At 62.1% G+C, this 22,870-nt stretch carries 14 protein-coding genes and 1 pseudogene; 13 read left to right on the top strand and 2 right to left on the bottom strand.

Annotation, left to right across the window (positions count from 1 at the left end; genetic code table 11):
• Positions 1–81: 81 nt before the first annotated feature.
• Both ACP7E3_RS15875 and ACP7E3_RS15870 read left to right on the top strand, forming a co-directional pair.
• On the top strand, positions 82–783 hold the full coding sequence (locus ACP7E3_RS15875; RefSeq protein ID WP_017846479.1) for a FadR/GntR family transcriptional regulator: 702 nt from the start codon (positions 82–84) through the stop codon (positions 781–783).
• Between the two features lie 16 nt (positions 784–799).
• Positions 800–967: pseudogene (locus ACP7E3_RS15870) on the top strand (GntR family transcriptional regulator); the annotation flags it as partial.
• A gap of 160 nt (positions 968–1,127) precedes the next feature.
• On the opposite strand, the gene ACP7E3_RS15865 reads toward ACP7E3_RS15870, so the two are convergent.
• Entirely contained in the window at positions 1,128–1,799 is a 672-nt protein-coding gene (locus ACP7E3_RS15865; protein WP_046383652.1) for a hypothetical protein, read from the bottom strand.
• Between the two features lie 539 nt (positions 1,800–2,338).
• The gene (locus ACP7E3_RS15860; protein ID WP_426123652.1) at positions 2,339–7,198 is read right to left on the bottom strand and encodes an NAD-glutamate dehydrogenase; all 4,860 of its coding nucleotides are present in this window, start codon (positions 7,196–7,198) and stop codon (positions 2,339–2,341) included.
• 530 nt (positions 7,199–7,728) lie between these two features.
• Here ACP7E3_RS15860 and ACP7E3_RS15855 point away from each other — a divergent pair.
• From ACP7E3_RS15855 to ACP7E3_RS15805, 11 genes are all read left to right on the top strand, one after another.
• On the top strand, positions 7,729–9,528 hold the full coding sequence (locus ACP7E3_RS15855) for a dermonecrotic toxin domain-containing protein (protein ID WP_126588550.1): 1,800 nt from the start codon (positions 7,729–7,731) through the stop codon (positions 9,526–9,528).
• Positions 9,529–9,612: 84 nt separating this feature from the next.
• Complete coding sequence (locus ACP7E3_RS15850) at positions 9,613–9,963, top strand: hypothetical protein (protein WP_057004655.1); 351 nt, start codon at positions 9,613–9,615, stop codon at positions 9,961–9,963.
• Positions 9,964–10,111: 148 nt separating this feature from the next.
• Complete coding sequence (locus ACP7E3_RS15845; RefSeq protein ID WP_003218556.1) at positions 10,112–11,071, top strand: AAA family ATPase; 960 nt, start codon at positions 10,112–10,114, stop codon at positions 11,069–11,071.
• 5 nt (positions 11,072–11,076) lie between these two features.
• Positions 11,077–12,009 (top strand): DUF58 domain-containing protein, encoded by a 933-nt coding sequence (locus ACP7E3_RS15840; protein WP_017846483.1) that lies wholly within the window; start codon positions 11,077–11,079, stop codon positions 12,007–12,009.
• Positions 12,006–12,500, top strand: a complete 495-nt coding sequence (locus ACP7E3_RS15835; RefSeq protein ID WP_017846484.1) for a DUF4381 domain-containing protein — start codon at positions 12,006–12,008, stop codon at positions 12,498–12,500. The genes ACP7E3_RS15840 and ACP7E3_RS15835 overlap by 4 nt, the downstream gene beginning before the upstream one ends.
• Positions 12,493–13,581 carry a vWA domain-containing protein gene (locus tag ACP7E3_RS15830; RefSeq protein ID WP_057004657.1) on the top strand — a complete coding sequence of 363 codons (1,089 nt, stop codon included), beginning with the start codon at positions 12,493–12,495 and terminating at the stop codon, positions 13,579–13,581. Before ACP7E3_RS15835 ends, ACP7E3_RS15830 begins: the two co-directional genes overlap by 8 nt.
• Positions 13,578–15,317, top strand: a complete 1,740-nt coding sequence (locus ACP7E3_RS15825; protein ID WP_057004658.1) for a tetratricopeptide repeat protein — start codon at positions 13,578–13,580, stop codon at positions 15,315–15,317. Before ACP7E3_RS15830 ends, ACP7E3_RS15825 begins: the two co-directional genes overlap by 4 nt.
• The gene (locus ACP7E3_RS15820) at positions 15,314–16,954 is read left to right on the top strand and encodes a BatD family protein (protein WP_046383655.1); all 1,641 of its coding nucleotides are present in this window, start codon (positions 15,314–15,316) and stop codon (positions 16,952–16,954) included. The genes ACP7E3_RS15825 and ACP7E3_RS15820 overlap by 4 nt, the downstream gene beginning before the upstream one ends.
• Before the next feature lie 421 nt (positions 16,955–17,375).
• On the top strand, positions 17,376–18,617 hold the full coding sequence (locus ACP7E3_RS15815; protein WP_046490942.1) for an exonuclease SbcCD subunit D C-terminal domain-containing protein: 1,242 nt from the start codon (positions 17,376–17,378) through the stop codon (positions 18,615–18,617).
• Complete coding sequence (locus ACP7E3_RS15810) at positions 18,614–22,252, top strand: AAA family ATPase (protein WP_426123645.1); 3,639 nt, start codon at positions 18,614–18,616, stop codon at positions 22,250–22,252. The genes ACP7E3_RS15815 and ACP7E3_RS15810 overlap by 4 nt, the downstream gene beginning before the upstream one ends.
• A complete protein-coding gene (locus tag ACP7E3_RS15805) occupies positions 22,249–22,851 on the top strand; it encodes a glutathione S-transferase (protein WP_126588553.1) in 603 nt (200 codons plus the stop codon). The genes ACP7E3_RS15810 and ACP7E3_RS15805 overlap by 4 nt, the downstream gene beginning before the upstream one ends.
• The last annotated feature ends 19 nt before the right edge of the window (positions 22,852–22,870 follow it).

Genomic DNA, 22,870 nt, shown 5'->3' with positions numbered 1-22,870 from the left:
AGTGGGAAGGAGCTTGCTCTCTCCCACACTCAATCGTCGCCTTTGTGGCAATTGTATTCGCAAGATCAAGGAGCAATCGACGTGGTCACCCCCTCAACCGTCGTCAATTCAGTCGTAGAAAAACTCCGCGCCTCCCTGGCGCGGGGCCAGTGGCGGCGCGGTGAAATGCTGCCCGGTCAGCGTGAACTGGCCGAACAGCTGGGCATCAGCCGCCCCAGCCTGCGTGAAGCCGTGATCGTGCTGGAAACCCTCGGCCTGGTGCGCTCGATGCCCGGCAAAGGCGTGGTGGTGCTCGAAACCCACGTCAACGAGGCGCAATCGAGCGACGCCGTGGCCGACGCCAGCCTCGAAGATATCCTGCAACTGCGCTACACCCTCGAACCGTTTATTGTCGGCCTGGTGGCCCAATCCATCAGCAGCAAAGAGGTTGGCCAACTGCGCCTGACCCTGATGGACATGCGCGAAGCCCTCGACGCTGGCGACGCCGAAGCCGGGATGAATGCCTACATTGCCTTCCACGAAGAACTGTTCGCCCTCACCTCCAACCCGATCTTCCAGAACGTGGTGCAACAAACCAGCAACGCTCTCAAGCAGAGCGCACAGGTGCTGCGCAACTCCCCGGAACACCTGGCGGAACGCCTGCAGGAAAACGATGCCGTGGTGCGCGCCATCCGCAACAAGAACAGCGCCCTGGCCAGCGCCGAAATGCGCAAGCACATCCTCCAGGAAGGCCTGCGCATGGGCATTCGCTTGACCATCCCGGACGACCATCTGGGCAGTTGATTTTTGGAGACCGGCCATGACCGCCCACGCCTTGCCACGCGACCTGCCCATCACCGGCCTGCCCGCCATGTGCCTGGTGGCCGGTAAAAAGCCCTCGGTGAATGACATCTACCCACGGCTGTTCGACGCCATTCTCGAACAGCGCATCGCCCCGTCCACCCGGTTGACCGAGGAAAGCCTGGGCGGGCTCACATGCAACTGGAGCGACGGTAAATAGTGCCCTAGCCAACTAGAAGCAGAATCAACCATCAGTACTACATGCCGCGTCCAATAGAACACTGACCACTAAAATCGCATAAACAACTGGCTCGGAATTTCAACGACCGAGCCAGTTTTCAAGCACCTCACAGGCCCTCTTTCGCCTTTCTTATTTGTTCTTGAACGTTATCCCAATCCCCCATCCAAGGATCATAATTTTTTTCATAATGATCGATGAGCCACTGCGGTGTTTTCGGCCGCGCTGGTTCAGAACCAGCTATAGGAGAAATTTCGAGCCATTTAACTTGAAAAATTGCGGTGAGCGGAATCTCTTTTTGGGTACCTAGGCGCTGATGATATTCATCATAAGTCATATCACCATAGACATCGCGATCAACTATACCTCCACGCTTAATGACCTGCCCGACTGCGAGCTGATCGCCATCCATTTTTAGCACGTAAGACTGATACCATCCGAGGGCAATCTGATACAAACGGCTGTCTACCGCCCCCTGTGGTTCAAGCGAACCAAAGTATTGCCGCAATAGCGCCCCCCCGCCACGGCTTAATACATTTTGAATAGCCTGATACAGTGAATTCTCTATGTTAGGATATACCATTAAGCCTAAATCATACTTAGCATCCGCATTCACAAACTCATTAACCCTATGTATAGCACCTTGCGTAAGGTTTTTACCGGAACCATATTTACTCTCAAAATGAAGACCCAAACCACTTGGTGTCATACCGGATATTGCACACCCTACCATGTCGTCAACTTTGTGAGTTAAGATGCTACCCTCCTGAATACATTGCATGTCTGACATTCCTCTTCGGCAAGATTGCAACTCACAAGCTGCCCCCCAAACATGAACCTGTCTACTGTCAAACCTAACAGGTGGCCCACCCATGGCGACGAATGGCACTCACAGGAATAAAATAAAAACCGACTGGCTAATTAACAAATTGATTTCACAGCAGATATATAATTTACACAAACCAAACACCATTTGTCGCCCCCCCCCACAGCGCCATTCAGTTATAACCGGAAGTTCGTTTCCAGCGCGGCGCCATTCCCGGCAAATCATCAGTAAGCGCCCACGGTAAATGCCGACGACAACCACCCATGGGTCTCTCGTTAATAATTGCCGTCACGTGAACCGGCCATTTAGTATCAGATGACCGCCGCGGAATACACCGCCGTCGAGAAGATGATACCCAACGCCATGAAGCCGCTGATCATGCAGGGCCGGGCGTGCTGATCACCGACAATTGCACTATCTGATGTCCCACCGCATAAAAAATCCCCGCATCATGCAATACGGGGATTTTTTGTTTTATACAACCAGGCAGCGGTTTAAAGCACCGACTGACCGCTCAACGCCAGGTCCAGCAACTCACGGTTGGCCACCGCGTACATGGCGTAGTCCGTGCCGACCGCGGCACGGATTTCCACCATCATTGCGCGCCAGCGATCGGCCATGTCCTGGTGCTGCTCAAGCCACAGGGCCACGCGGGCTTCCATGTCTTGTGGCGCTTCGGCCATTTGCAGTACGGAAATGGTGATCGCCCGTTGCTGCCAGTCCACGTCGTCGCGGAAGGCTTCGCGGGCCTGGGCCTGCCAGTTGTTGGCGACCGGCAGATCGCTGATCTGCTGCAGGTACCATGGCAAGTCCAGGGCGCTGCCGACGGCGAAGTAGGCCTTGGCCACTTCGGCGGCGTCATGCCCGGTCACGTCGGCGGCTTCGATGATCGGCAGCAAGGTGTACAGGTGCGTCGTGCCTGCAACCATGCGTGCCAACAACTCCGGTACACCGGCTTCGGTGTAGGCCTGGTAACGGGTCTGCCAGCCTTCACGGGTCGGGCCTTCGAGCAGTTCGTCGAGTTTGAGACCCAGTGCGGCCAGGTGCGGACCGAAGTGCGCGGTGTCACGCCCGGCATCCTGCTCGTTGCGACGGCTGCGCAGGAACCAGCGCGTGGCACGACGGCCCAGGCGCATCAGCTCGTCCATCAGCTCCAGTTGCACGTCGGCGGAGACCTGGTGGTCCAGGGCTTCGATCTGACGGAACCAGTGCGGGAGATGGAAAATGTCGCGCACGATCACATAGGCGCCCGCCACGTTGGCCGGGCTCATGCCGGTCGACTCTTTGAGCCGCTGCACAAAGGTGATGCCCATGTGGTTGACCAGGTCGTTGGCGATCTGGGTGCTGACGATCTCGCGCTTCAGACGGTGGCGACGCATCGCCTCGCCGAACTTGGCCACCAGGCTCGGTGGGAACGCGGTCTCCATGTCACGGGTCAGGTACTCGTCATCCGGCACCTGCGACTTGAGCAGGGCTTCCTTGAGGTCGATCTTGCTGTACGAGATCAGCACCGACAGCTCCGGACGGGTCAGGCCCTTGCCGGTGGCGGCGCGCTCGGTGAGCTGCTCCTCGGTCGGCAGGTACTCGATGGCGCGGTCCAGCTTGCCACGGCTTTCCAGGTCGCTCATCAGGCGCTTGTACTCGGCGGCACGCTCGTAGGCACGGCGTGCGGCCAGGGACAGGGCCTGGGTCTGCTTGTAATTGTTGCCCAACACCAGGCTGCCGACTTCGTCGGTCATGCTCGCCAGCAACTGGTTGCGTTGCTTGTCGGTCATGTCGCCAGCCTGCACCACTTCGTTGAGCAGGATCTTGATGTTCACTTCGTGGTCGGAGCAGTCCACGCCGCCGGCGTTGTCGATGAAGTCGGTGTTCGAACCGCCGCCATTGAGGCCGAATTCCACACGCCCCAGTTGGGTCATGCCGAGGTTACCGCCCTCGCCCACCACCTTGCAGCGCAGCTCGTTGCCGTTGACGCGCAACGCGTCGTTGGCCTTGTCGCCCACATCGGCATGGCTTTCGGTGCTGGCCTTGACGTAAGTGCCGATACCGCCGTTCCACAACAGGTCCACCGGCGCCTTGAGCAAGGCGTTCAGCAGTTCGGTCGGGGTCAGTTTGTCGGCCTGGATGTCGAAGCGTTCTTTCATCTGTGGCGAGATGGCAATGCTCTTCGCGCTGCGCGAGAAGATACCGCCGCCTTCGGACATGATGCTGGTGTCGTAGTCGCTCCACGCCGAACGCGGCAGCTCGAACATGCGCTGGCGCTCGACGAAGCTGGTCGCCGGGTTCGGGTTCGGGTCGATGAAGATATGCAGGTGGTTGAAGGCCGCGACCAGTTGCAGCTTGTCGGACATCAACAGGCCGTTACCGAACACGTCGCCGGCCATGTCGCCGACGCCGACCACGGTGATGCTGTCTTCCTGCACGTTGATGCCGCGCTCACGGAAGTGACGCTGCACACCGACCCACGCGCCCTTGGCGGTGATGCCCATTTTCTTGTGGTCGTAACCGGCCGAACCGCCGGAGGCGAATGCATCGCCGAGCCAGAAGCCGTAGTCGATGGCAATGCCGTTGGCGATGTCGGAGAACGTCGCGGTGCCTTTGTCGGCCGCGACCACCAGGTACGGGTCATCGCCGTCATGCCGCACGACGTTGACCGGCGGCACCAGGGCGCCGTCCTTGAGGTTGTCGGTGATGTCCAACAGGCCGGAAATGAAGATGCGGTAGCAGGCGATGCCCTCGGCCGCGATCTCGTCGCGACTACCGCCCAGTGGCAAGCGGCGCGGCAGGAAGCCGCCCTTGGCGCCCACCGGCACGATCACCGAGTTCTTCACTTGCTGGGCTTTTACCAGGCCGAGCACTTCGGTGCGGAAGTCTTCTTCACGGTCGGACCAGCGCAGGCCGCCGCGCGCGACATTACCGAAGCGCAGGTGGACACCCTCGACCCGTGGCGAGTAGACGAAGATTTCAAACTTCGGCACTGGCTTGGGCAGCTCGGGAATGGCCCGCGGGTCGAATTTGAAGCTGAAGTACGCCTTGTTCTGGCCGTTGGCGTCGGTCTGGTAGAAGTTGGTGCGCAGGGTGGCCTTGATCAGGTCCAGGTAGCGACGCAGGATGCGGTCTTCGTTGAGCACCTGAACCTCGTCCAGGGCGCTGAGGATCGCTTGTTCCAGGCGTTGCTGCTTGTCTTCCAGGTCGTCGGCGGTGAGCTTGCGCGCCAGGTAGAAGCGCGTCTTGAACAACCGGGTCAACTCGCGGGCGATGTCGGTGTGGTTGTTCAGGGTGCTGGCGATGTAACCCAGGTCGAAGCCCAGGCGGATCTGTTTCATGTAACGCGCGTAGGCACGCAGCAGCGCCACGTCGCGCCACGGCAGGCCGGCGGTGAGTACCAGGCGGTTGAACGCATCGTTCTCGGCATCGCCGTGGACGATATGCACGAACGCGTCCTGCAGGGTGTCGTTGAGCTGCTGGATATCCAGGTTCACGCCTTCGGCGGCAATGAACGCGAAATCATGGATCCAGAACTCACGGCCATTGGCATGACGCAGGCGGTACGGGAATTCACCCAGCACGCGCAGGCCGAGGTTTTCCAGGATCGGCAATACGTCGGACAGCGCCAGCGGGGTGTCGGCATGGTAGAGCTTGCAATGCAGCTCACGCTGGCCGGACACCTGGCCCAGCGGCTGATAGAAGCTCATCACCAACGGGTTGGCTTCGGTGAGGCTGAGCAAGTGCTGCATGTCGACCACCGCCGAATGCGCAGCAAAACGCTCGCGGTAGCCGGCCGGGAAACCTTTCGGGAAGTCCGCCAGCACGTTGGTGCCGTGGGCCTCGCCGAAGCTTTCGACCACCAGGCTGGAATAGTCGTCCTGCCAGCTGCGGCAGGCCTGCACCACTTCTTTTTCCAGTTGCAGTGGGTCGATGTCCAGGCGGTTCTTCGGGTCGACCCGCAGAATCAGTTGCACACGGGCCAGCACGGACTCGGAGAAGAACGTCCAGAATTCGCAGTCCGAGGCTTTCAGGCGATCCATCAGCACTTGCTGGATCTTCTGGCGCACTTCGGTGGAATAGATATCGCGCGGCACGTAGGCCAGGCAGTAGCAGAAACGCCCGTAGGGGTCTTTGCGCAGGAACACGCGGATCTTGTTGCGTTCCTGGATCTGCACGATCGACATCACGGTGCTGAACAGCTCGTCGACCGGGGTCTGGAACAGGTCGTCACGCGGCAGTACTTCTACCACCTGCGCCAGTTCCTTGCCCAGGTGCGCCTTGGCCTGGAAGCCCGAGCGGCGTTCGATTTCCGCGACCTTGCGGCGGATATAAGGAATCACCCGCACGCTTTCGCCGTACACCGACGAGGTGTACAGGCCCATGAAGCGGCATTCCTTGATGACCTTGCCGTCGGCGTCGATCTCGCGGATCGACACGTAGTCCGGATAAGCCGGGCGATGCACGCGGCTCGGGTGGGCGGCCTTGGCGAACGACAACACGGTCGGCTCGCGCAGGTAGGACACGGCGTAGTCTTCGATGCGCAGGTCGTCGGCGGTGAGGCCGGCGCGCAGCAGCTTGGTCAGACCGAGGAAGGAGCCGGCGTCATATTCGATATGACCACCGTCCGCCTCGTCACGTACCACGAACTCTTCATAGCCGAGGAAGGTGAAGTGGTTGCCCACCAGCCATTCCAGGAAGTTCTTGATCTCGGCTTGTTCTTCGCCGTCGATGCTGAACCGGCTGGCGTCGATACCGACCAGCAGTTCCTGGACCTTGGCTTTCATCGGCTCGAAATCGGCCACGGCCACGCGCACTTCGCCCAGTACCTGCTCCAGCTCTTTGCTCAGCACGTTCAGTTCGGCGGCGTTGGCGCAGCGGTCGATTTCCAGGTACATCAGCGATTCTTGCTGGATGCCTTCGCCCTGGGTGCCCTTGGCCAGAATTTCCAGCAATTCGCCCTTGCTGCCACGGCGCGTGCTGAGCACGGTGGTTTGCAGGGTGTGGATGCTGTAGCCGCGGCGGTTCAGCTCGGTACGCACCGAGTCCACCAGAAATGGCAGGTCATGGTGCAGCACTTCGACCGCGGTGTGGGTCGACTGCCAGCCATGACGTTCGTAATCGGGGTTGTAGACCCGCACCTGGGGTTCGGTGTGGTCGAAGCGCTCAAGCAGGCGCCAGGCAGACAGGGTGCAACCGGCCAGGTCGGAAAGGCGACGTTGGGTCAGTTCGTCCAGGGAAATGATGCCGAAAAATTGTTCAGCGAACAGCGCCACTTGTGGCAGTGCCTGTTCACTGATGTGCTGCGCCAGTGCCGCTTGCAGTTGATGCTGGAAGTCGGCCTTGCTGGCTGCGGTGAAGAACGCCATCTGTGGTACTCCGCTTGGGCTTGTTATTGATGGAAGCGTCGCGTGTTATCCCCTTGCGGGGAGACCGTCAGCCCTGTTCGCAGGTAACGATACAAGCACCATAAACGAATCAGGGTGACAGGTGGGTGAAGCTGGACAAGACGATCAGGTCACATACAACTTCCATTGGACGTACACCTTGCCAGGCGACGGTGTGACGGGCAGGTCAGGCTCCCAGCAGTGAGCACATCCGTTGCGCAGCTTAACGAGTGTAGGAAGACAGCTGCTTGCGGCGCTGCGACATATTCGGTCATCGGCTGGCAATGAAGGGTTGCACAAAGGGCAACCACACACACCGAACGACAAAAAAGCCGGTCACCGGCGCTGATTTCAAGCCAATGATAGCTAACACACGCGAAGCCCGTCGGCACATACCTACGGCACATCAAGCAAGGGACCTCAAACATCAGGGAACTTTTCCTGCGCCAACCGCCAATCAAAAAAAAACACAGGGAGCGTGGTTAACCGACTGTCATCTATGCAGGCCTGTCATGATTACGCCAACAGCCCCCTCGCCCATCATTTCGCAACCCACCTCGTCACCGGATAACATCAATCCGCCGATTTCGTTCGCCGACAGCGGCGTATATTCTGCGCAATGGGATAAATATAACCAGGCGGCCCCCAGGCCACAGCCGATCAGTGACGAAGAGCGGTTCGAAACGTGGAAACTGCAAAACGCTGGCAAATCATCTCAATGGAAACTCGATAATCTCCCGGATTACGCGCCCCCCTCATACGCCAAAGAAATAAGAGCATTTCACGGGCACCCTGATGGAACCCCCTCCTCCGACTACCGAGGTTCCTTCGTTCGAAACCCGGCGCTCGAAAACCACATAATGGAAACTGCGCCCCCGGTTATGGGCCCGAGCCACCTTGTGGCAGCGCACGTCAAGTTTCAGATAAAACAACAATTTGGATTAGACGTTGATCCAGATAAAACCTACTTGACGACCATCGCTTACGACCACACTTCGCACAAGCGCCCCCACAAGGGATATATCGTAAGAAAAATTTCGCTCACCGATGCAGCCATGCGAAACATCCAGGGAGAAGAACTACCGTCAGGCGTGCCGCCGTTTAGATATTCAACCTATAAACAAGGCAAACCCAGCTTCGATATACATGAAGACTCAAGGCACTCCAAAGACCAGCCCAGTATCACCGGCGTCTTCAACGCGCCTGACAGAGGAAGGATTTCAACGCATTACACCGGCATTTATACCGAGCCCTCCAGTTCGTCGCCCAATTCGTACAGCGCTGAAAACCAGGTTTCCCTCTCACCTGACGATTTTATGAAAATGACATGGGACCACGCCTATAAAAAGCCTTACGACACGTACATTGATCAATACTGGGACGCAAACCGGAAAGAGTATCCGACACGTATAAAGTTTAATTTCATACACGCCGCCAATGAGCAATATCACAATCACTCCCTGAGCAAGGAAGACCTACTACTCGCTGAGCGGGCGGCCGGAACGCCACACGGCAAATCATTCGCACAACTCACACCAGATGACCTAAACAAGCCCTACCAGCCAGACCCCGGCCTGGAAACGAAATTCCTGAGTTACAGCGGCGCCCAGTCCTCAGACATATTTTATGTTCGAGACAAGAAAACCCAGAGAACACTTCTCTTCATGCCGGGAAACGCCCCTCAAATCATTTCGTCCGACTCCCCCGAAGCAATGAATAAGTGGCTCGGCGCACACACTGCCGACCCCAACAATGAAAACTCATTTATGAGCCATTTTCTGATGGAGGACGCACCCAGCACCCTGTTTTATGGCGGTATTCAAAAGCGCTTGCGGATCCACCAGGCCCTGGCAAAAGAACAAGGCGCCGATGCCTACTACGAACGGCTCCACGCTTGGGAAGAGGGCGCTATGTTCGACGGAAAGAGAGTGGCCGACCCCTTCACGGAAACTCAGAAACGCACCGAGTCTGCCACTCGCACGGATGCGTACTACCAATTCGTGCTCAATACAGACCATACAAAAAACACCGTCATCCGAGCGTTGGGGTATCTGAGCCTGGGTACCACGGTACTCGCGCCACTCGGGATCGCATTTCCTCCCGTAGGTTATTTACTGACCGCCTTCTCACTAGGTGCGGGACTGGGGCGGGTGGGTATCGGAATAGATGACACTGCCAACAACAGGCCTGGCGGACCTGAGCGCATACTCGACGGTGCCTGGCGTTCCGTGACGCCCATCGCGTCTAGTGCGCTTGGCAACGCAGCGGCCCCCTTCGGCACCGCGATTAAAAACGTTGTGTTCAAACCATGACGCTCGGATGAAATTCACACCGACATAAATATGGCAGCAGTGGCAAAATCCCCCTTTTGCGGCCAATAAACTCATAGGACTGCCATGCAATTGATCACTACCGACCTGATCGCCAACCCATGTGACGAAGAAGAAGACAACATGGCCATGCTCTGCTGCCATAGCGCTAAGGGCGAGATGTTCATACTGGCCCGTTACCCGGATGAAGACGAAGTGGAGCTGACCTGGGACGACGAACCATCGACCCTCGCGGGCCTGAAGGTCACGCTGAGTGACAGCACGTTGCTGATTGAGCTGGCGGCAGGCGATGCCGATGCGCTGGGCGGCAAGGATCACCTGGAGATTCTGCACAGCACCGCCCCTGAGGATTTGGCTGAAGTTGAAGAAACCCTGCAGAACATTCTCCGGGGCACAGGCACTTATATCCGTGCCTGAGGCTACTGCCACACAAAATTCCTACACGTTTTGCGAAAAATACCCCGCGCGCCGTTAGTCGCCGCCCCCCCCGATGCATTAAAGTAAGCCCCCCAGGCCCGGCGTTTTTTCTCGACGCTCGGGCTCATCTCTCCAGGAACCGTCATCGATGGAACATCGTGAAGCGCTGCTTGCGCTGCGAACCTTTCTTTCTACGCAGATTCTCGGCCAGGAAAAACTCATCGAGCGCCTGCTGATTGCCTTGCTTGCCGACGGCCATATGCTGGTGGAAGGCGCGCCGGGCCTGGCCAAGACCAAAGCCATCAAGGAGTTGGCCGAAGGCATCGAAGCGCAGTTCCATCGTATCCAGTTCACCCCCGACCTGTTGCCCGCCGACATCACCGGCACTGAAATCTATCGCCCCGAAACCGGCAGCTTCGTGTTCCAGCAGGGGCCGATCTTCCACAACCTGGTGCTGGCGGACGAAATCAACCGCGCCCCGGCCAAGGTGCAGTCGGCCTTGCTCGAAGCCATGGCCGAGCGCCAGGTCAGTGTGGGCCGCAGTACTTACGAGCTGTCGCCGCTGTTTCTGGTGATGGCCACGCAAAACCCCATCGAGCAGGAAGGCACCTACCCGCTGCCCGAAGCCCAGCTCGACCGTTTCCTGATGCACGTCAAGATCGGTTTCCCGGACGCGGCCGTGGAGCGGCGCATCCTGCAGCAGGCCCGTGGCGAGGCGCTCAACGGTGAAACCAAGCCCGAACGCCGCGTCAGCCAGCAGGCGATCTTTGCCGCGCGCAAGGAAATTCTCGGCCTGTACATGGCCGATGCGGTGGAGGAATACCTGGTGCAACTGGTCATGGCCACACGCACCCCGGCCAAATTCGACCCGGAAATGGCCGAGTGGATCGCCTATGGTGCCAGCCCCCGCGGCTCCATCGCCCTCGACCGCTGCGCCCGTGCCCACGCCTGGCTGGCCGGGCGAGACTTTGTCAGCCCGGAAGACATCCAGGCGGTGCTGTTCGACGTGCTGCGCCATCGCATCATTCTGTCGTTCGAAGCCGAAGCCGCCGGGATCGACCAGGACCGCGTGGTACAACGCATTCTCGACGTCGTAGCCGTCGCTTGAAATCGATGAACGCCAGCGATGGAGTGCGCGTCACGCTCAGCGAATTGATTGAGATGCGCCACCGCGTGCGCGAAGTGCAGCTGTTTTCCACGCCAAGCCAGCGCAGCCCGCTGATCGGCCTGCACCACTCCAAGCTGCGCGGGCGCGGGGTCGACTTCGACCAGGTGCGCGTCTACCAGGCCGGCGACGATGTACGCACCATCGACTGGCGCGTGACCGCGCGCACCCAGGAACCGCACACCAAGCTGTTCCACGAAGAGCGCGAACGCCCGATTTTCATCATGGTGGAGCAAAGCTGCCGCTTGTTTTTCGGTTCGGGGCAGATGTTCAAGTCGGTGCTCGCGGCCCAGGCGGCCAGCCTGATCGGCTGGGCGGCGCTTGGGCATAACGACCGCGTCGGCGGGCTGGTCTTCGGCGACAACGAGCACTACGAAATCAAACCGCGGCGCAGCAAACAGAGCCTGCTGCAACTGCTCAACCGCCTGGTGCGGGTCAACCAGAGCCTGAGCACCGAGAGCGGCCCCGAAACCGACGCCCTGGGCCTGGCCCTGCGCCGTGGCCGTGAAGTGCTGCGCCCCGGCAGCCTGGTGATCGTGATCTGCGACGAACGCGCACTGACCGAAGGCGCCGAACAACAGCTGAGCCTGTTGTCACGCCATTGCGACCTGTTGCTGCTGCCGATCTCCGACCCGCTCGACCACGCCCTGCCCGCCGCCGGGCTGCTGCGCTTTGCCGAACGCGGTGCGCAACTGGAACTGGACACGCTGAACTTCGATTTGCGCCAGGCCTACAAGGCCCAGGCCGAAGCGCGCAGCGCCCGCTGGGAACTGCTCGCGCAGAAACTGCGGGTATTGCTGATGCCCTTGAGCACCCAGAGCGAAATGGTCGAGCAACTGCGCGAATACCTCAACCCGCAACGCCCGGTTAAAAAGCAATGAGCAGCCTCGACCAACTCCAACCGCTGATCGCCCCACCGGCGATCGGCTTCTGGCCGCCTGCGCCAGGCTGGTGGCTGTTGCTGCTGGTGATCCCGCTGCTGGGCTGGGGCGTGTGGTGGCTGCGCCGCTTCCTGCCCACGCGGCGTCCCGTGTCCCGCGCCGAACAACCGCTCGACCCGCTGCGCATCGCCGCCCTGGCCGAACTGGCGCTGATGCCCAGACCCTACGACGGCGCGCCCGCCGGGGCCTGGCTGCAGCAACTCAACGGCCTGCTCAAGCGCCTGTGCCGCAACGACTACCCCTACAGCCAGAGCCACACCCTCAATGGCCGCAAATGGCTGGCGTTTCTCGATAACCGCTGCCCCGCCGCCGGCCTCACACGCTGGATGGTGCTGGTGGAAGGCGCCTATAAGCCCGAATGCAAACTCGACGACAAAGCCATCGCCGGCCTGACCCAGGCCGTCGACACCTGGATTCGCAAACATGTTTGAGTTCGCCTGGCCGTGGATCTTCGCCCTGCTGCCGTTGCCCTGGTTGATGCGCCTGGTGCTGCCGGCGGCCGACAGCGGCGAGCCCGCGCTGAAAGTCAGCTACCTCAGCGACCTCGAAGGCCTGGCGGGCCGCCGCGCACGCTCGAACCTGCCCGGCTGGCGGCAACAGGCGCCTTTCGTCGTGCTGTGGCTGCTGCTGTTGACCGCCGCCGCCCGCCCGGAATGGCTCGGCGAACCGCTGCCGATTGCCGCCAGCGGCCGCGATTTGCTGGTGGCGGTGGACGTGTCCGGTTCCATGGATTTTCCCGATATGCAGTGGGAGGACGATGACGTCAGCCGCCTGACCTTGGTCAAACACCTGCTCGGCGACTTCCTTGAAGGGCGCGAAGGCGATCGCGTCGGCCTGATCCTGTTCGGCAGCCAAGCCTACCTGCAAGCGCCGCTGACCTTCGACCGCCACACGGTACGCACCTGGCTGGATGAAGCGCGCATCGGCATCGCCGGCAAGAACACCGCCATCGGTGACGCCATCGGCCTGGCCTTGAAACGCCTGCGCCAGCGCCCGGCGCAAAGCCGCGTGCTGATCCTGGTGACTGACGGCGCCAACAACGGCGGCCGGATCGACCCACTGACCGCCGCGCGCCTGGCCGCTGAAGAAGGCGTGAAGATCTACCCGATCGGTATCGGCGCCGATCCGGAACAAACCGGTTCCCTTGGCGTGCTGGGCGTCAACCCGAGCCTGGACCTCGACGAACCGGCGCTCAAGGCCATTGCCGAGGCCACCGGCGGCCGCTACTTCCGTGCCCGCGATGGCGCAGAGTTGCAAGCGGTCAAGGAAACCCTCGACCAACTCGAACCGGTCGAACAGCAACCGACCCAGGCGCGCCCGGCCCAGGCGCTGTACAGCGGCCCCCTGGCATTGGCGCTGATCCTCAGCCTGTTGCTGGTGGTGCAGGAGCGTTGGCCGAACAACGCGCTGCAACGGCTGTTCAACAAACTGTCGACCAAGGGGCATTTTCTGCAACAGCACCCAGAATGGCGCCAGCGCCTCAAACGCCTGCGTTTGCGGAGGCGTCGATGATCGACCTGTGGCCGCACTGGTTCCGTCCCTGGTGGCTGTTGCTGCTGCCGCTGCTCGGCTGGTTGCTGTGGCAGCTGTGGCACCGGCAAAAGCGCGCCGGGCGCTGGCAGATGATCCTGCCGCCGGCGTTCCATGCCGTGCTGCTCAGCGGTGGCAATGGCCGTGAAAGCAAATCGCCGTGGGTGCTCCTCGGTATTGCCTGGCTGCTGGCAGTACTGGCCTTGCTCGGCCCCAGTTGGCAACGGGTGGAACAGACCAGCCAGAAGCCTTCCGACCCCTTGGTGGTGCTGCTCGAACTGACCCCGGAAATGCTCGCCACCGACAGCCCGCCCAGCCGCCTGGAGCAGGCACGGCGCAAGCTGTATGACTTACTGCAGGCGCGCAGCGACGCACAAACCGCCATCGTCGTGTATGCCGGCAGCGCCCACACCCTGGTGCCGCTGTCGGACGACCTGGCCACCAGCCGCAACCTGCTCGAAGCGCTACGCCCCTCGTTGATGCCCGAGCCCGGGCACCGCGCCGACCTGGCCGTGGAGAAAGCCCTCGGCCTACTCAAGCAAGGCGGCCTCGGCCAGGGGCGTCTGCTGCTGATCGGTTCATCGCTGTCCAAGCAAGAACGCCAGGGCATCCGCTTGCTGCTGCAAGGCGGCCAGGCGCCAAGCCTGTCGATCCTCGGCATCGGTAGCCGCGAAGGCACGCCGGTGACCCTGGAGAGCGGCGAATTCCTCAAGGACGACCAAGGCGCCATCCTCGTGCCGCGCCTCGACAGCCCGACGCTCAAAGCCTTCGCCAGCGAAATGGGCGGCCGCTACCGTGCCGCGCGCCTGGACGACAAGGACCTGCGCCAACTGGGCATGCTCGACGCGCCGCAAGCCCTGCGCAACGACGGCCAACTGCTGCACCTCGACACCTGGGCCGACCAGGGTTACTGGCTGCTGCTGCCGTTGTTGCTGCTGGCCGCGTGCGCCGGGCGGCGTGGCTGGTTGTTCTGCTTGCCGTTGCTGCTGCTTGGCGCACCGCAGCCCAGTTATGCCTTCGAACTCCAGGACCTGTGGCTGCGCCCCGACCAGCAAGGCCAGTACCTGCTGAAGAAAAAACGCCCCGCCGAAGCCGCCGAACGCTTCCAAGACCCGCAATGGCAAGGCGTGGCGCTGTACGAAGCGGGTAACTACGCCGAAGCCATCAAGCGTTTTGCCGAGGGCAGTGACGCCTACTCTCACTACAATCGCGGCAATGCACTGGCCAGGTCCGGTGAGCTGGAAGCAGCCATCGATGCCTACGAACAGGCGCTGGAAGCCCAGCCCGATCTGCTGCCGGCCCTGAAAAACAAGGCCCTGGTGGAAAGCCTGATACAACAACAGGCGCAGCCCGAGCCGGCCCCGCCCGCAAAAAACGAAGATGACGAAACCACCCAACCCGGCCAAACTGCGCAACCGGGCGCCAGCGCGCAAAGTGCCACGGGTGGCGAGCAATCGCCGCAAAACCAGGGTGAAGCCGGCACCGCCGATACCCAGGCCGGCGCCACGCCACAAGCGGGCGGCAATGACGTGCCGGGCAGCGAGCTGGAGGACGAGCAAACCACCACCCCGCCGTTGCGCCCCAGCGGCGCCAGCCTGGACGGCGAACATCGCCAGGCCCTGGAACAATGGCTGCAGGAGATCCCGGACAACCCCGGCGAACTGCTGCGGCGCAAATTCTGGTACGAACAGCAACAGCATCAGGACAAGACTCGATGAGCCGCCGCACCACCCTTCTGCTTCTGCTCGCGTTGTCGGCAAGCCACGCCCAGGCGGCGAACCTGGTCGCCAGCGTCGACCGCAGCCGCCTCAATTCCGGGGAAACGGTGGAGCTGACGGTGGAATCCGGCGACGTCACGCAGTTCGGCAAACCCGACCTGTCGCCGCTGGAGGCGCAGTTCGAAGTCAGCGGCACGCGCCAGATCAACCAACTCACCACCCTCGGCGGCGATAACCACGCCACGACGCGCTGGATCATTACCCTGCTGCCCAAGCAAAACGGCACCGTGGTGATCCCGCCGCTGCAAGTGGGCGAATACACGACCCAGCCGATCAGCCTGCAAGTGCTGGAAACCACCAGCCAGGACACCAACGCCGAACTCGCGCCGGTGTTCGTCGAATCCAACCTCGACCAGAACACCGTGTACGTGCAGGCCCAGGCCCTGTTGACGGTACGCGTGTATCACTCGGTGTCGCTGTACGACGACAGCAGCCTCACACCGCTGCAGATTCCCGATGCGCGCATCGAGCAACTGGGCGAATCACGCACCTACGAGAAGGTCATCAACAGCATTCGCCACGGCGTGATCGAAACCCGCTACGCGATCTACCCGCAGCACAGCGGCAGCCTGACGATTGCCGCCCAGACCTTCAGCGCGACCCTGGTGGAGTCGCGCCCGCCGCAGGAGAACACGCTGCAGGGCACCAAGCCGGGCAAGCTGATCCACGTCAGCTCCGCGCCCCTCGAGCTGACGGTCAAACCCAAGCCCGAGCTGTACCCCGCCGAGGCGCCGTGGCTGCCGGCACGCAGCCTGACCCTGAGCGAAAACTGGAACCCCGAGCCGGACCACGTGCAGGTCGGCGATTCCCTGACCCGCAGCCTGACGGTCAAGGCCGAGGGACTCTCCAGCGCACAACTGCCGGCACTGCCGAGCACCGAGATCAATGGCCTGCGCCGCTATCCGGACCAGCCGGTAGTCGGCAACCAGAACAACGACCGTGGCCTGATCGGCAGCCGAGAAGACCGCGAAGCCCTGGTGCCCACCCGCGCCGGCGCGCTGGACTTGCCAGCGGTGGAAGTGGTGTGGTGGAACACCCATGAGGACCACCTCGAACGCACCCGCCTGCCCGCCCGCACGCTGCAAGTAGCGAATAACCCGAGCCTGGTGGTGGACACACCCGCGACACCGACCGTGATCACCGCCCCCGACGATAGCCGCCTGTGGCTGTGGCAACTGAGCACCCTGCTCCTTGCCTGCACCACGTTGCTAGGTTTCGGCCTGTGGTGGCGCGCACGCCGCCAACCGGCGGTGCAACGCGCCGCACAAACCGGCCCGAGCCCGCGCACCCTGCTCGACGACCTCAAGCGCGCGACCCAGGCCAACGACCCCCAGGCCACGCGCCAGGCCCTCGACGCCTGGGCCCGGCAACAACCGGAAACCCTGGCCGACATGGCGGCGCGCTTCGTGCCGCTGTCCGACGCGCTGGATGGGTTGAACGGCGCGCTGTACAGCGAAAGCGGCCATTATTGGCTGGGTGAAGAACTGTGGCGTGCGGTAAAAGCCATTCCAATGGCCGAACGCGAGCAAGACCCGACGACCGACACCACCAGCTTGCCGCCGTTGTATCCCAAATAGCCCCCCTGATACGTCACGAATCGAGAGTCGGGACGGGGGGTGGGCCAGTCAACACCGAGCAAGCGGACCCACCACCACCACCACCACCCCGATAGCGGTGTATCAGTCAATTATGATGTCGACTGACACGCCGCCATCGGGGGCAAGCCCCCTCCCACACTGGATCTGCGTCGTCTGGTCGACATAGCCCGAACCTGTCCGACCGCGCCCTGGATTGCCTGCCCACCAAGACATAACGCACACCGCATACCCCTGTGGGAGGGGGCTTGCCCCCGATAGCGATGGGCCAGACAACACTGCTCAAGCGGACCACCACCATCGCAGGCAAACCACCTCCCACACTGGATCTGCGTCGTCTGGAGCAGCGTGTGCGCAATACAGGTAAACTCCCCTCCTTCTCATCTTCTCCACGGAGCTCGCCTTGCGTCTGTTTCACACCTCCGACTGGCACCTTGGGCAAAACCTGCATGGCCAGGAGCGCGACTTCGAACACGCCTGTTTCCTCGAGTGGCTGCTGCGTCAGCTCGGCGCGCACGCGCCGGACGTGCTGTTGATCGCCGGCGATATCTTCGACACGGTCAACCCGCCGCTCAAGGCCCAGGAGCGGCTGTACGATTTCATCATCAGCGCCCACGAACAAAACCCCAACCTCACGATTGTGATGATCGCCGGCAACCACGACTCCGGCTCGCGCATCGAACTGCCCGCGCCGTTGATGCGCCGTTTGCGCACCCATGCCCTGGGCCGGGTGTTGTGGCTCGATGACGGGCAACTGGATACCGAGCGGTTGCTGATCCCGCTGCCCGGCGCCGACGGCAAGATCGCCGCCTGGTGCCTGGCGCTGCCGTTCCTGCGCCCGGCGGAAGTCACCGGGGCGCAACTGGGCGACGATTACCTGCGCGGTATCGGCCAAGTGCATGAGTGGCTGATTGCCGCAGCCAACGCCAAACGCGAGCCCGGCCAGGCGCTGGTTGCCATCAGCCATGCACATATGGCCGGCGGTTCGGTGTCGGAAGACTCCGAGCGCAGCCTGATCATCGGCAACGCCGAAGCGCTGCCCGCCAGCCTGTTCGACGCCAGCGTCAGCTATGTCGCCCTCGGCCATCTGCACAAGCCGCAGCGGGTCAACGGCGAAGAACGCATTCGCTACAGCGGTTCGCCGATTCCGTTGTCGTTTTCCGAAATCGGCTACCAACACCAGATTCTCGACGTGACGTTCGACGGCGCAACCCTGCTCAGCGTCGAACCGCGCCTGATCCCGCGCGCGGTCAACCTGCAACGCCTGGAAGCCGCGCCACTGGCCGATATCCTCAAGCAGCTCGGCGACTTGCCGGACATCGACCTGCTCGCCGAAACCCAACGCCAGCCGTGGCTGGAAGTGCGCGTGCGCCTCGACGAGCCGCAACCCGACCTGCGCCAGCAAATCGAAACCGCCCTGCAAGGCAAGGCCGTGCGCCTGGTGCGTATCGCTGCCGAGTACGCCGGCAAACGCGGCAGCGACGACACCGACAACGAGCGCCTGATCGAACTCGACCAGCTCACCCCCCAGGAGCTGTTCAGCCGCGCCTGGCAGGACAACTACGGCAGTGAAGTGGATGAACAGACCTTGAAGGACTTCGCGGTGCTGCTCCAGGAAGTGCAACAGGAGGGCGAACAGCCATGAAGATCCTCGCCATCCGCCTGAAAAACCTCGCCTCCCTGGCCGGCCCGTTTGAGATCGACTTTACCGCCGAGCCCCTGGCCAGCGCCGGGTTGTTCGCGATTACCGGGCCGACCGGCGCCGGCAAAAGTACCCTGCTCGACGCGCTGTGCCTGGCGCTGTTCGGTGCCGTGCCGCGCCTGGGCGATACCGGCCAGGCCAAGATGCCCGACGCCGACAGCGATATTTCCATCGGCGACCCGCGCACTTTGCTGCGACGCGGCACCGGCGGCGGGTATGCCGAGGTCGACTTTGTCGGCGTCAACGGCCGCCGCTACCGAGCGCGCTGGGAAGCCAACCGCGCCCGCGACAAAGCCAGCGGCAAGTTGCAGAACAGCCGGCAAAGCCTGATCGACCTGGACAGCGACCAGTTGCTGGCGAGCCAGAAAACCGAATACAAGACCCAGCTGGAGTTGGCCCTGGGCCTGAACTTCGAACAGTTCACCCGCGCGGTGCTGCTGGCGCAGAGCGAGTTCAGCGCCTTCCTCAAGGCCAACGACAACGAGCGCAGCGAACTGCTGGAAAAGCTCACCGACACCGCGCTCTACACCCAACTCGGCCGTCGCGCCTTCGACAAGGCCAAGGACGCCAAGGACGCCCACAAACAACTGCAGGACCAGGCCACCGGCGTGGAACCCCTGGCCGAGCAAGCCCGCGCCGAGCTGGACCAACAATTGGCCCACGCGCAGCAACAGCTCAAGACCGAGCAAGCCCAGCTCAAGCAGCTGGAGCTGCAGCACACCTGGCTCAAGGAACTGCGCGAATGGCAGGAGCGCAAGCTCAGTGCCGTCGAACAGTTGCAACAAGCCCAGCAACACTGGGACAGCCAAGGCCCGCAGCGCGAGGACTTGAGCCGCCTGGAACAGTTGGCGCCGCAGCGCCATCACTTCGCGCGCCAGGCTGAGCTCGACACCTTGCTCACGCCGCTGGCCGCGCACATTCAAGCGCAGATCGAGCAGCAAACCGATCTGCATGGCCGCCAGGAGCAAGCCCTACAACAGCAGGCATCGGCCCAAACAGCGCTGGCCGCGGCCCTGCAAGCTCAGGCCGACGCCGGGCCTTTGCTGCGCCAGGCCTTCGAGGAACAAAACACCCTCGCCCACCTGAACAAGGAACTGGCCAAGCGCAACGAGGACCAGCAACAGCACGAAACGGCCTGCGCCGAAGGTCAGGCCTTGCTCAAGGGCTTGCAGGAAAAACACACCCACGTCGCCGAGCGCCTGCAACGCCTGGCCGCCGGCCTGGAACGCAGCGCCGCCCTCGCGCCGTTGAGCGAGGCCTGGAACGCCTACCGCGACCGCCTGCAACAACTGATGCTGATCGGCAATCGCCTGAACAAAGGTCAGGCCGAACTGCCGCAGCTTGAACAGCGCTCCACCGCCGCCGCCGAGAAGTTCGCCCAACAACGCGATGCCCTCGACCTGCTGTACCAGGAGGCCGGCGCCGAACCTCACGCCGTCGCCGAGCAGATCCAGTTACTCGCCAGCCTGCTGCAAGACAATCGCAAGCAGCAACGCGCCTTCGAAGACCTCACCCGGCTGTGGGACAACCAGCAACAGCTGGACCAGCAAGCCAGCGTGTTGACGCAAAAACTCGCGGACGCGCAACAACAACGCGATCAGTTGAACCAGACCGGCCTGCACACCAAAGCCGAACTCACGCGCGCCGAACAGACCCTGACGGTGACCAAGCAACTGCTGGAGCGCCAGCGCCTGGCCCGCAGTGCCAGTGTCGAGGAGTTGCGCGGGCAATTGCAGGATGACCAGCCCTGCCCGGTGTGCGGCAGCCAAGCACATCCGTATCACCAACCCGAAGCGTTGCTGCACAGCCTCGGTCGCCACGACGAAAACGAAGAGGCGATGGCGCAGAAAGCCGTCGACAGCCTCAAGGAAAAACTCACCGAGCTACGCGGTGAAGTCGGCGGTTTGATCGCCCAGCAAAAGGAATTCCTGCAGCAACAGGAGCAACTGGCAATCCAACAGCAAGCCCTGGCGCCGAGCCTGGACGCGCACCCGCTGGCGGCCGCGCTGTTCAATCAGGAGGCGGCCCGGCGCAGCATCTGGCTGGCCCAGCAGCTCAGTCAACTGACGCAAAACATCACCCAGGACGAGCAACGCCAAGGCGCCCTGCTCAACCTGCAACAAAACGCCGGGCGCCTGCAGCAACAACTGCAAGCCGCCCAGGACGCCAGCCAGCAGGCGCGCCAGTTACTGATCGACCAGCAACGCGAACTGGCCAACGACCGCGAACGCCTCGACGAAGAACTGCAGGCGTTCGCCAGCCTGTTGCCGACCGAGACACTCGAGGGCCTGCGCAGCGAACCGGCGGCGACCTTCATGCAGTTGGACCAACAGGTCGGTCAGCGCCTCGAACAGTTGGCCCATCAGCGCGATGAACTGGCCGAGCAACAAGCGCGTCAGCAGGCGATCGAGAAAGAACACACCCATCAGCAACATCGCCAGCAGCAACTCGACGCATTGCGCCAGCAGGTCAGCGAACTGGCCGCCCAGCAACACGCGGCCCAGGAAAAACTCACCCGCCTGCTCGGTGAACACCCACGCGCCGAAGACTGGCAACAGCAACTCGAACAGGCCGTGGCGCAGTCTCGGCAAAGCGAAGCCGACGCCAATCAACAGCTGCAGGACATCCGCAACGCCTTGATCCAACTGGCCGCCGACCTCAAGGCCCAGCAAGACCGCCAGCACACGCTGCACGCCGAACAACACGCGCTCGCGACACGCTTGGGCGAGTGGCGCGCCCTGCACCCCGACCTGGACGACGCCGGGCTCAAGCGCCTGCTGGCCTTGGACGAGGCCCATGCCAGCGCGCTGCGCCAGCAACTGCACAACAGCGAAAAAGCCGTCGAGCAAGCCCGGGTTCTGCTGCAAGAGCGCGAACAACGCCTGGCCGAGCACCAGGCGTTGCACAACGGCAACCTCGACGCCGAACAACTGGACGCCCAACTGGCCACGCTCAACCAGCAACTGGCCGAGGGCGAAAAACACTGCGCCGAACTGCGCGCGCGGCAATCCGAAGACCAGCGCCGCCAGGACGCCAACCACGCCCTGGCCAAACAGATCACCAAGGCTTATGAAGAATGGCAACGCTGGGCGCGCCTCAACGCGCTGATCGGCTCGGCCACCGGCGACACCTTCCGCAAGATCGCCCAGGCCTACAACCTCGATTTGCTGGTACACCACGCCAACGTGCAACTGCGCCAACTGGTGCGCCGCTACCGCCTCAAACGCGGCGGCAGCATGCTCGGCCTGCTGGTGATGGACACGGAAATGGGCGACGAACTGCGCTCAGTGCATTCGTTGTCCGGCGGCGAGACGTTCCTCGTCTCCCTGGCGCTAGCGCTGGGCCTGGCATCGATGGCCTCGAGTACCTTGAAGATCGAGTCGCTGTTTATCGACGAAGGTTTCGGCAGCCTCGACCCGGAATCCCTGCAATTGGCCATGGACGCGCTGGACGGCCTGCAAGCCCAGGGCCGCAAGGTGGCGGTGATTTCCCACGTACAGGAAATGCACGAGCGCATTCCGGTGCAGATCCAGGTCAAGCGTCAGGGCAATGGTTTGAGCACCGTGGAGGTGAAGTGAGCGAGGCGCTGCTGTACTCGTTTCGCCGTTGCCCCTACGCGATGCGCGCCCGCCTGGCCCTGCGCTATTGCGGCGTGCCGCTGCGGATTGTCGAAGTCAGCCTCAAGGCCAAGCCGGCCGAGATGCTCGCGCTGTCGCCCAAAGGCACGGTGCCGGTGTTGAGCGTCGACGGTCGGGTGATCGACGAAAGCCTGGACATCATGCGCTGGGCCCTGGCGCAAAACGATCCGCAAGACTGGTTGCTACAGGGTGATCCCGCGGTGCAGGCGCTGATTGCCGAGAATGACCTGGGCTTCAAACATCACTTGAATCGCTACAAGTATGCCGAGCGCTACCCGGAGCGGCCGATGGAAGCGTATCGGGCCGACGGTGAGGTGTTTTTGCAGAAGCTGGAGGCGTTGCTGGCTGACCGTGCGTATTTGCTCGCCGATCATCCAAGCCTTGCGGATATGGCTGTGGCGCCGTTTGTGCGGCAGTTTGCCCATGTCGATCGGGAGTGGTTTGCGCGCACCTCATATCGACGGGTGCAGGCGTGGTTGCAGTGGTTTCTGGACTCGCCGCTGTTTATCGCGGTGATGGCCAAGCCTGAATCTGCCTGAATCGATGTGGGAGCGGGCG

The sequence above is a fragment of the Pseudomonas sp. PSPC2-3 genome (assembly GCF_049898265.1).
Classification (GTDB): Bacteria; Pseudomonadota; Gammaproteobacteria; order Pseudomonadales; family Pseudomonadaceae; genus Aquipseudomonas; species Aquipseudomonas veronii.
This window is presented reverse-complemented; position numbering and strand designations above follow the sequence as displayed.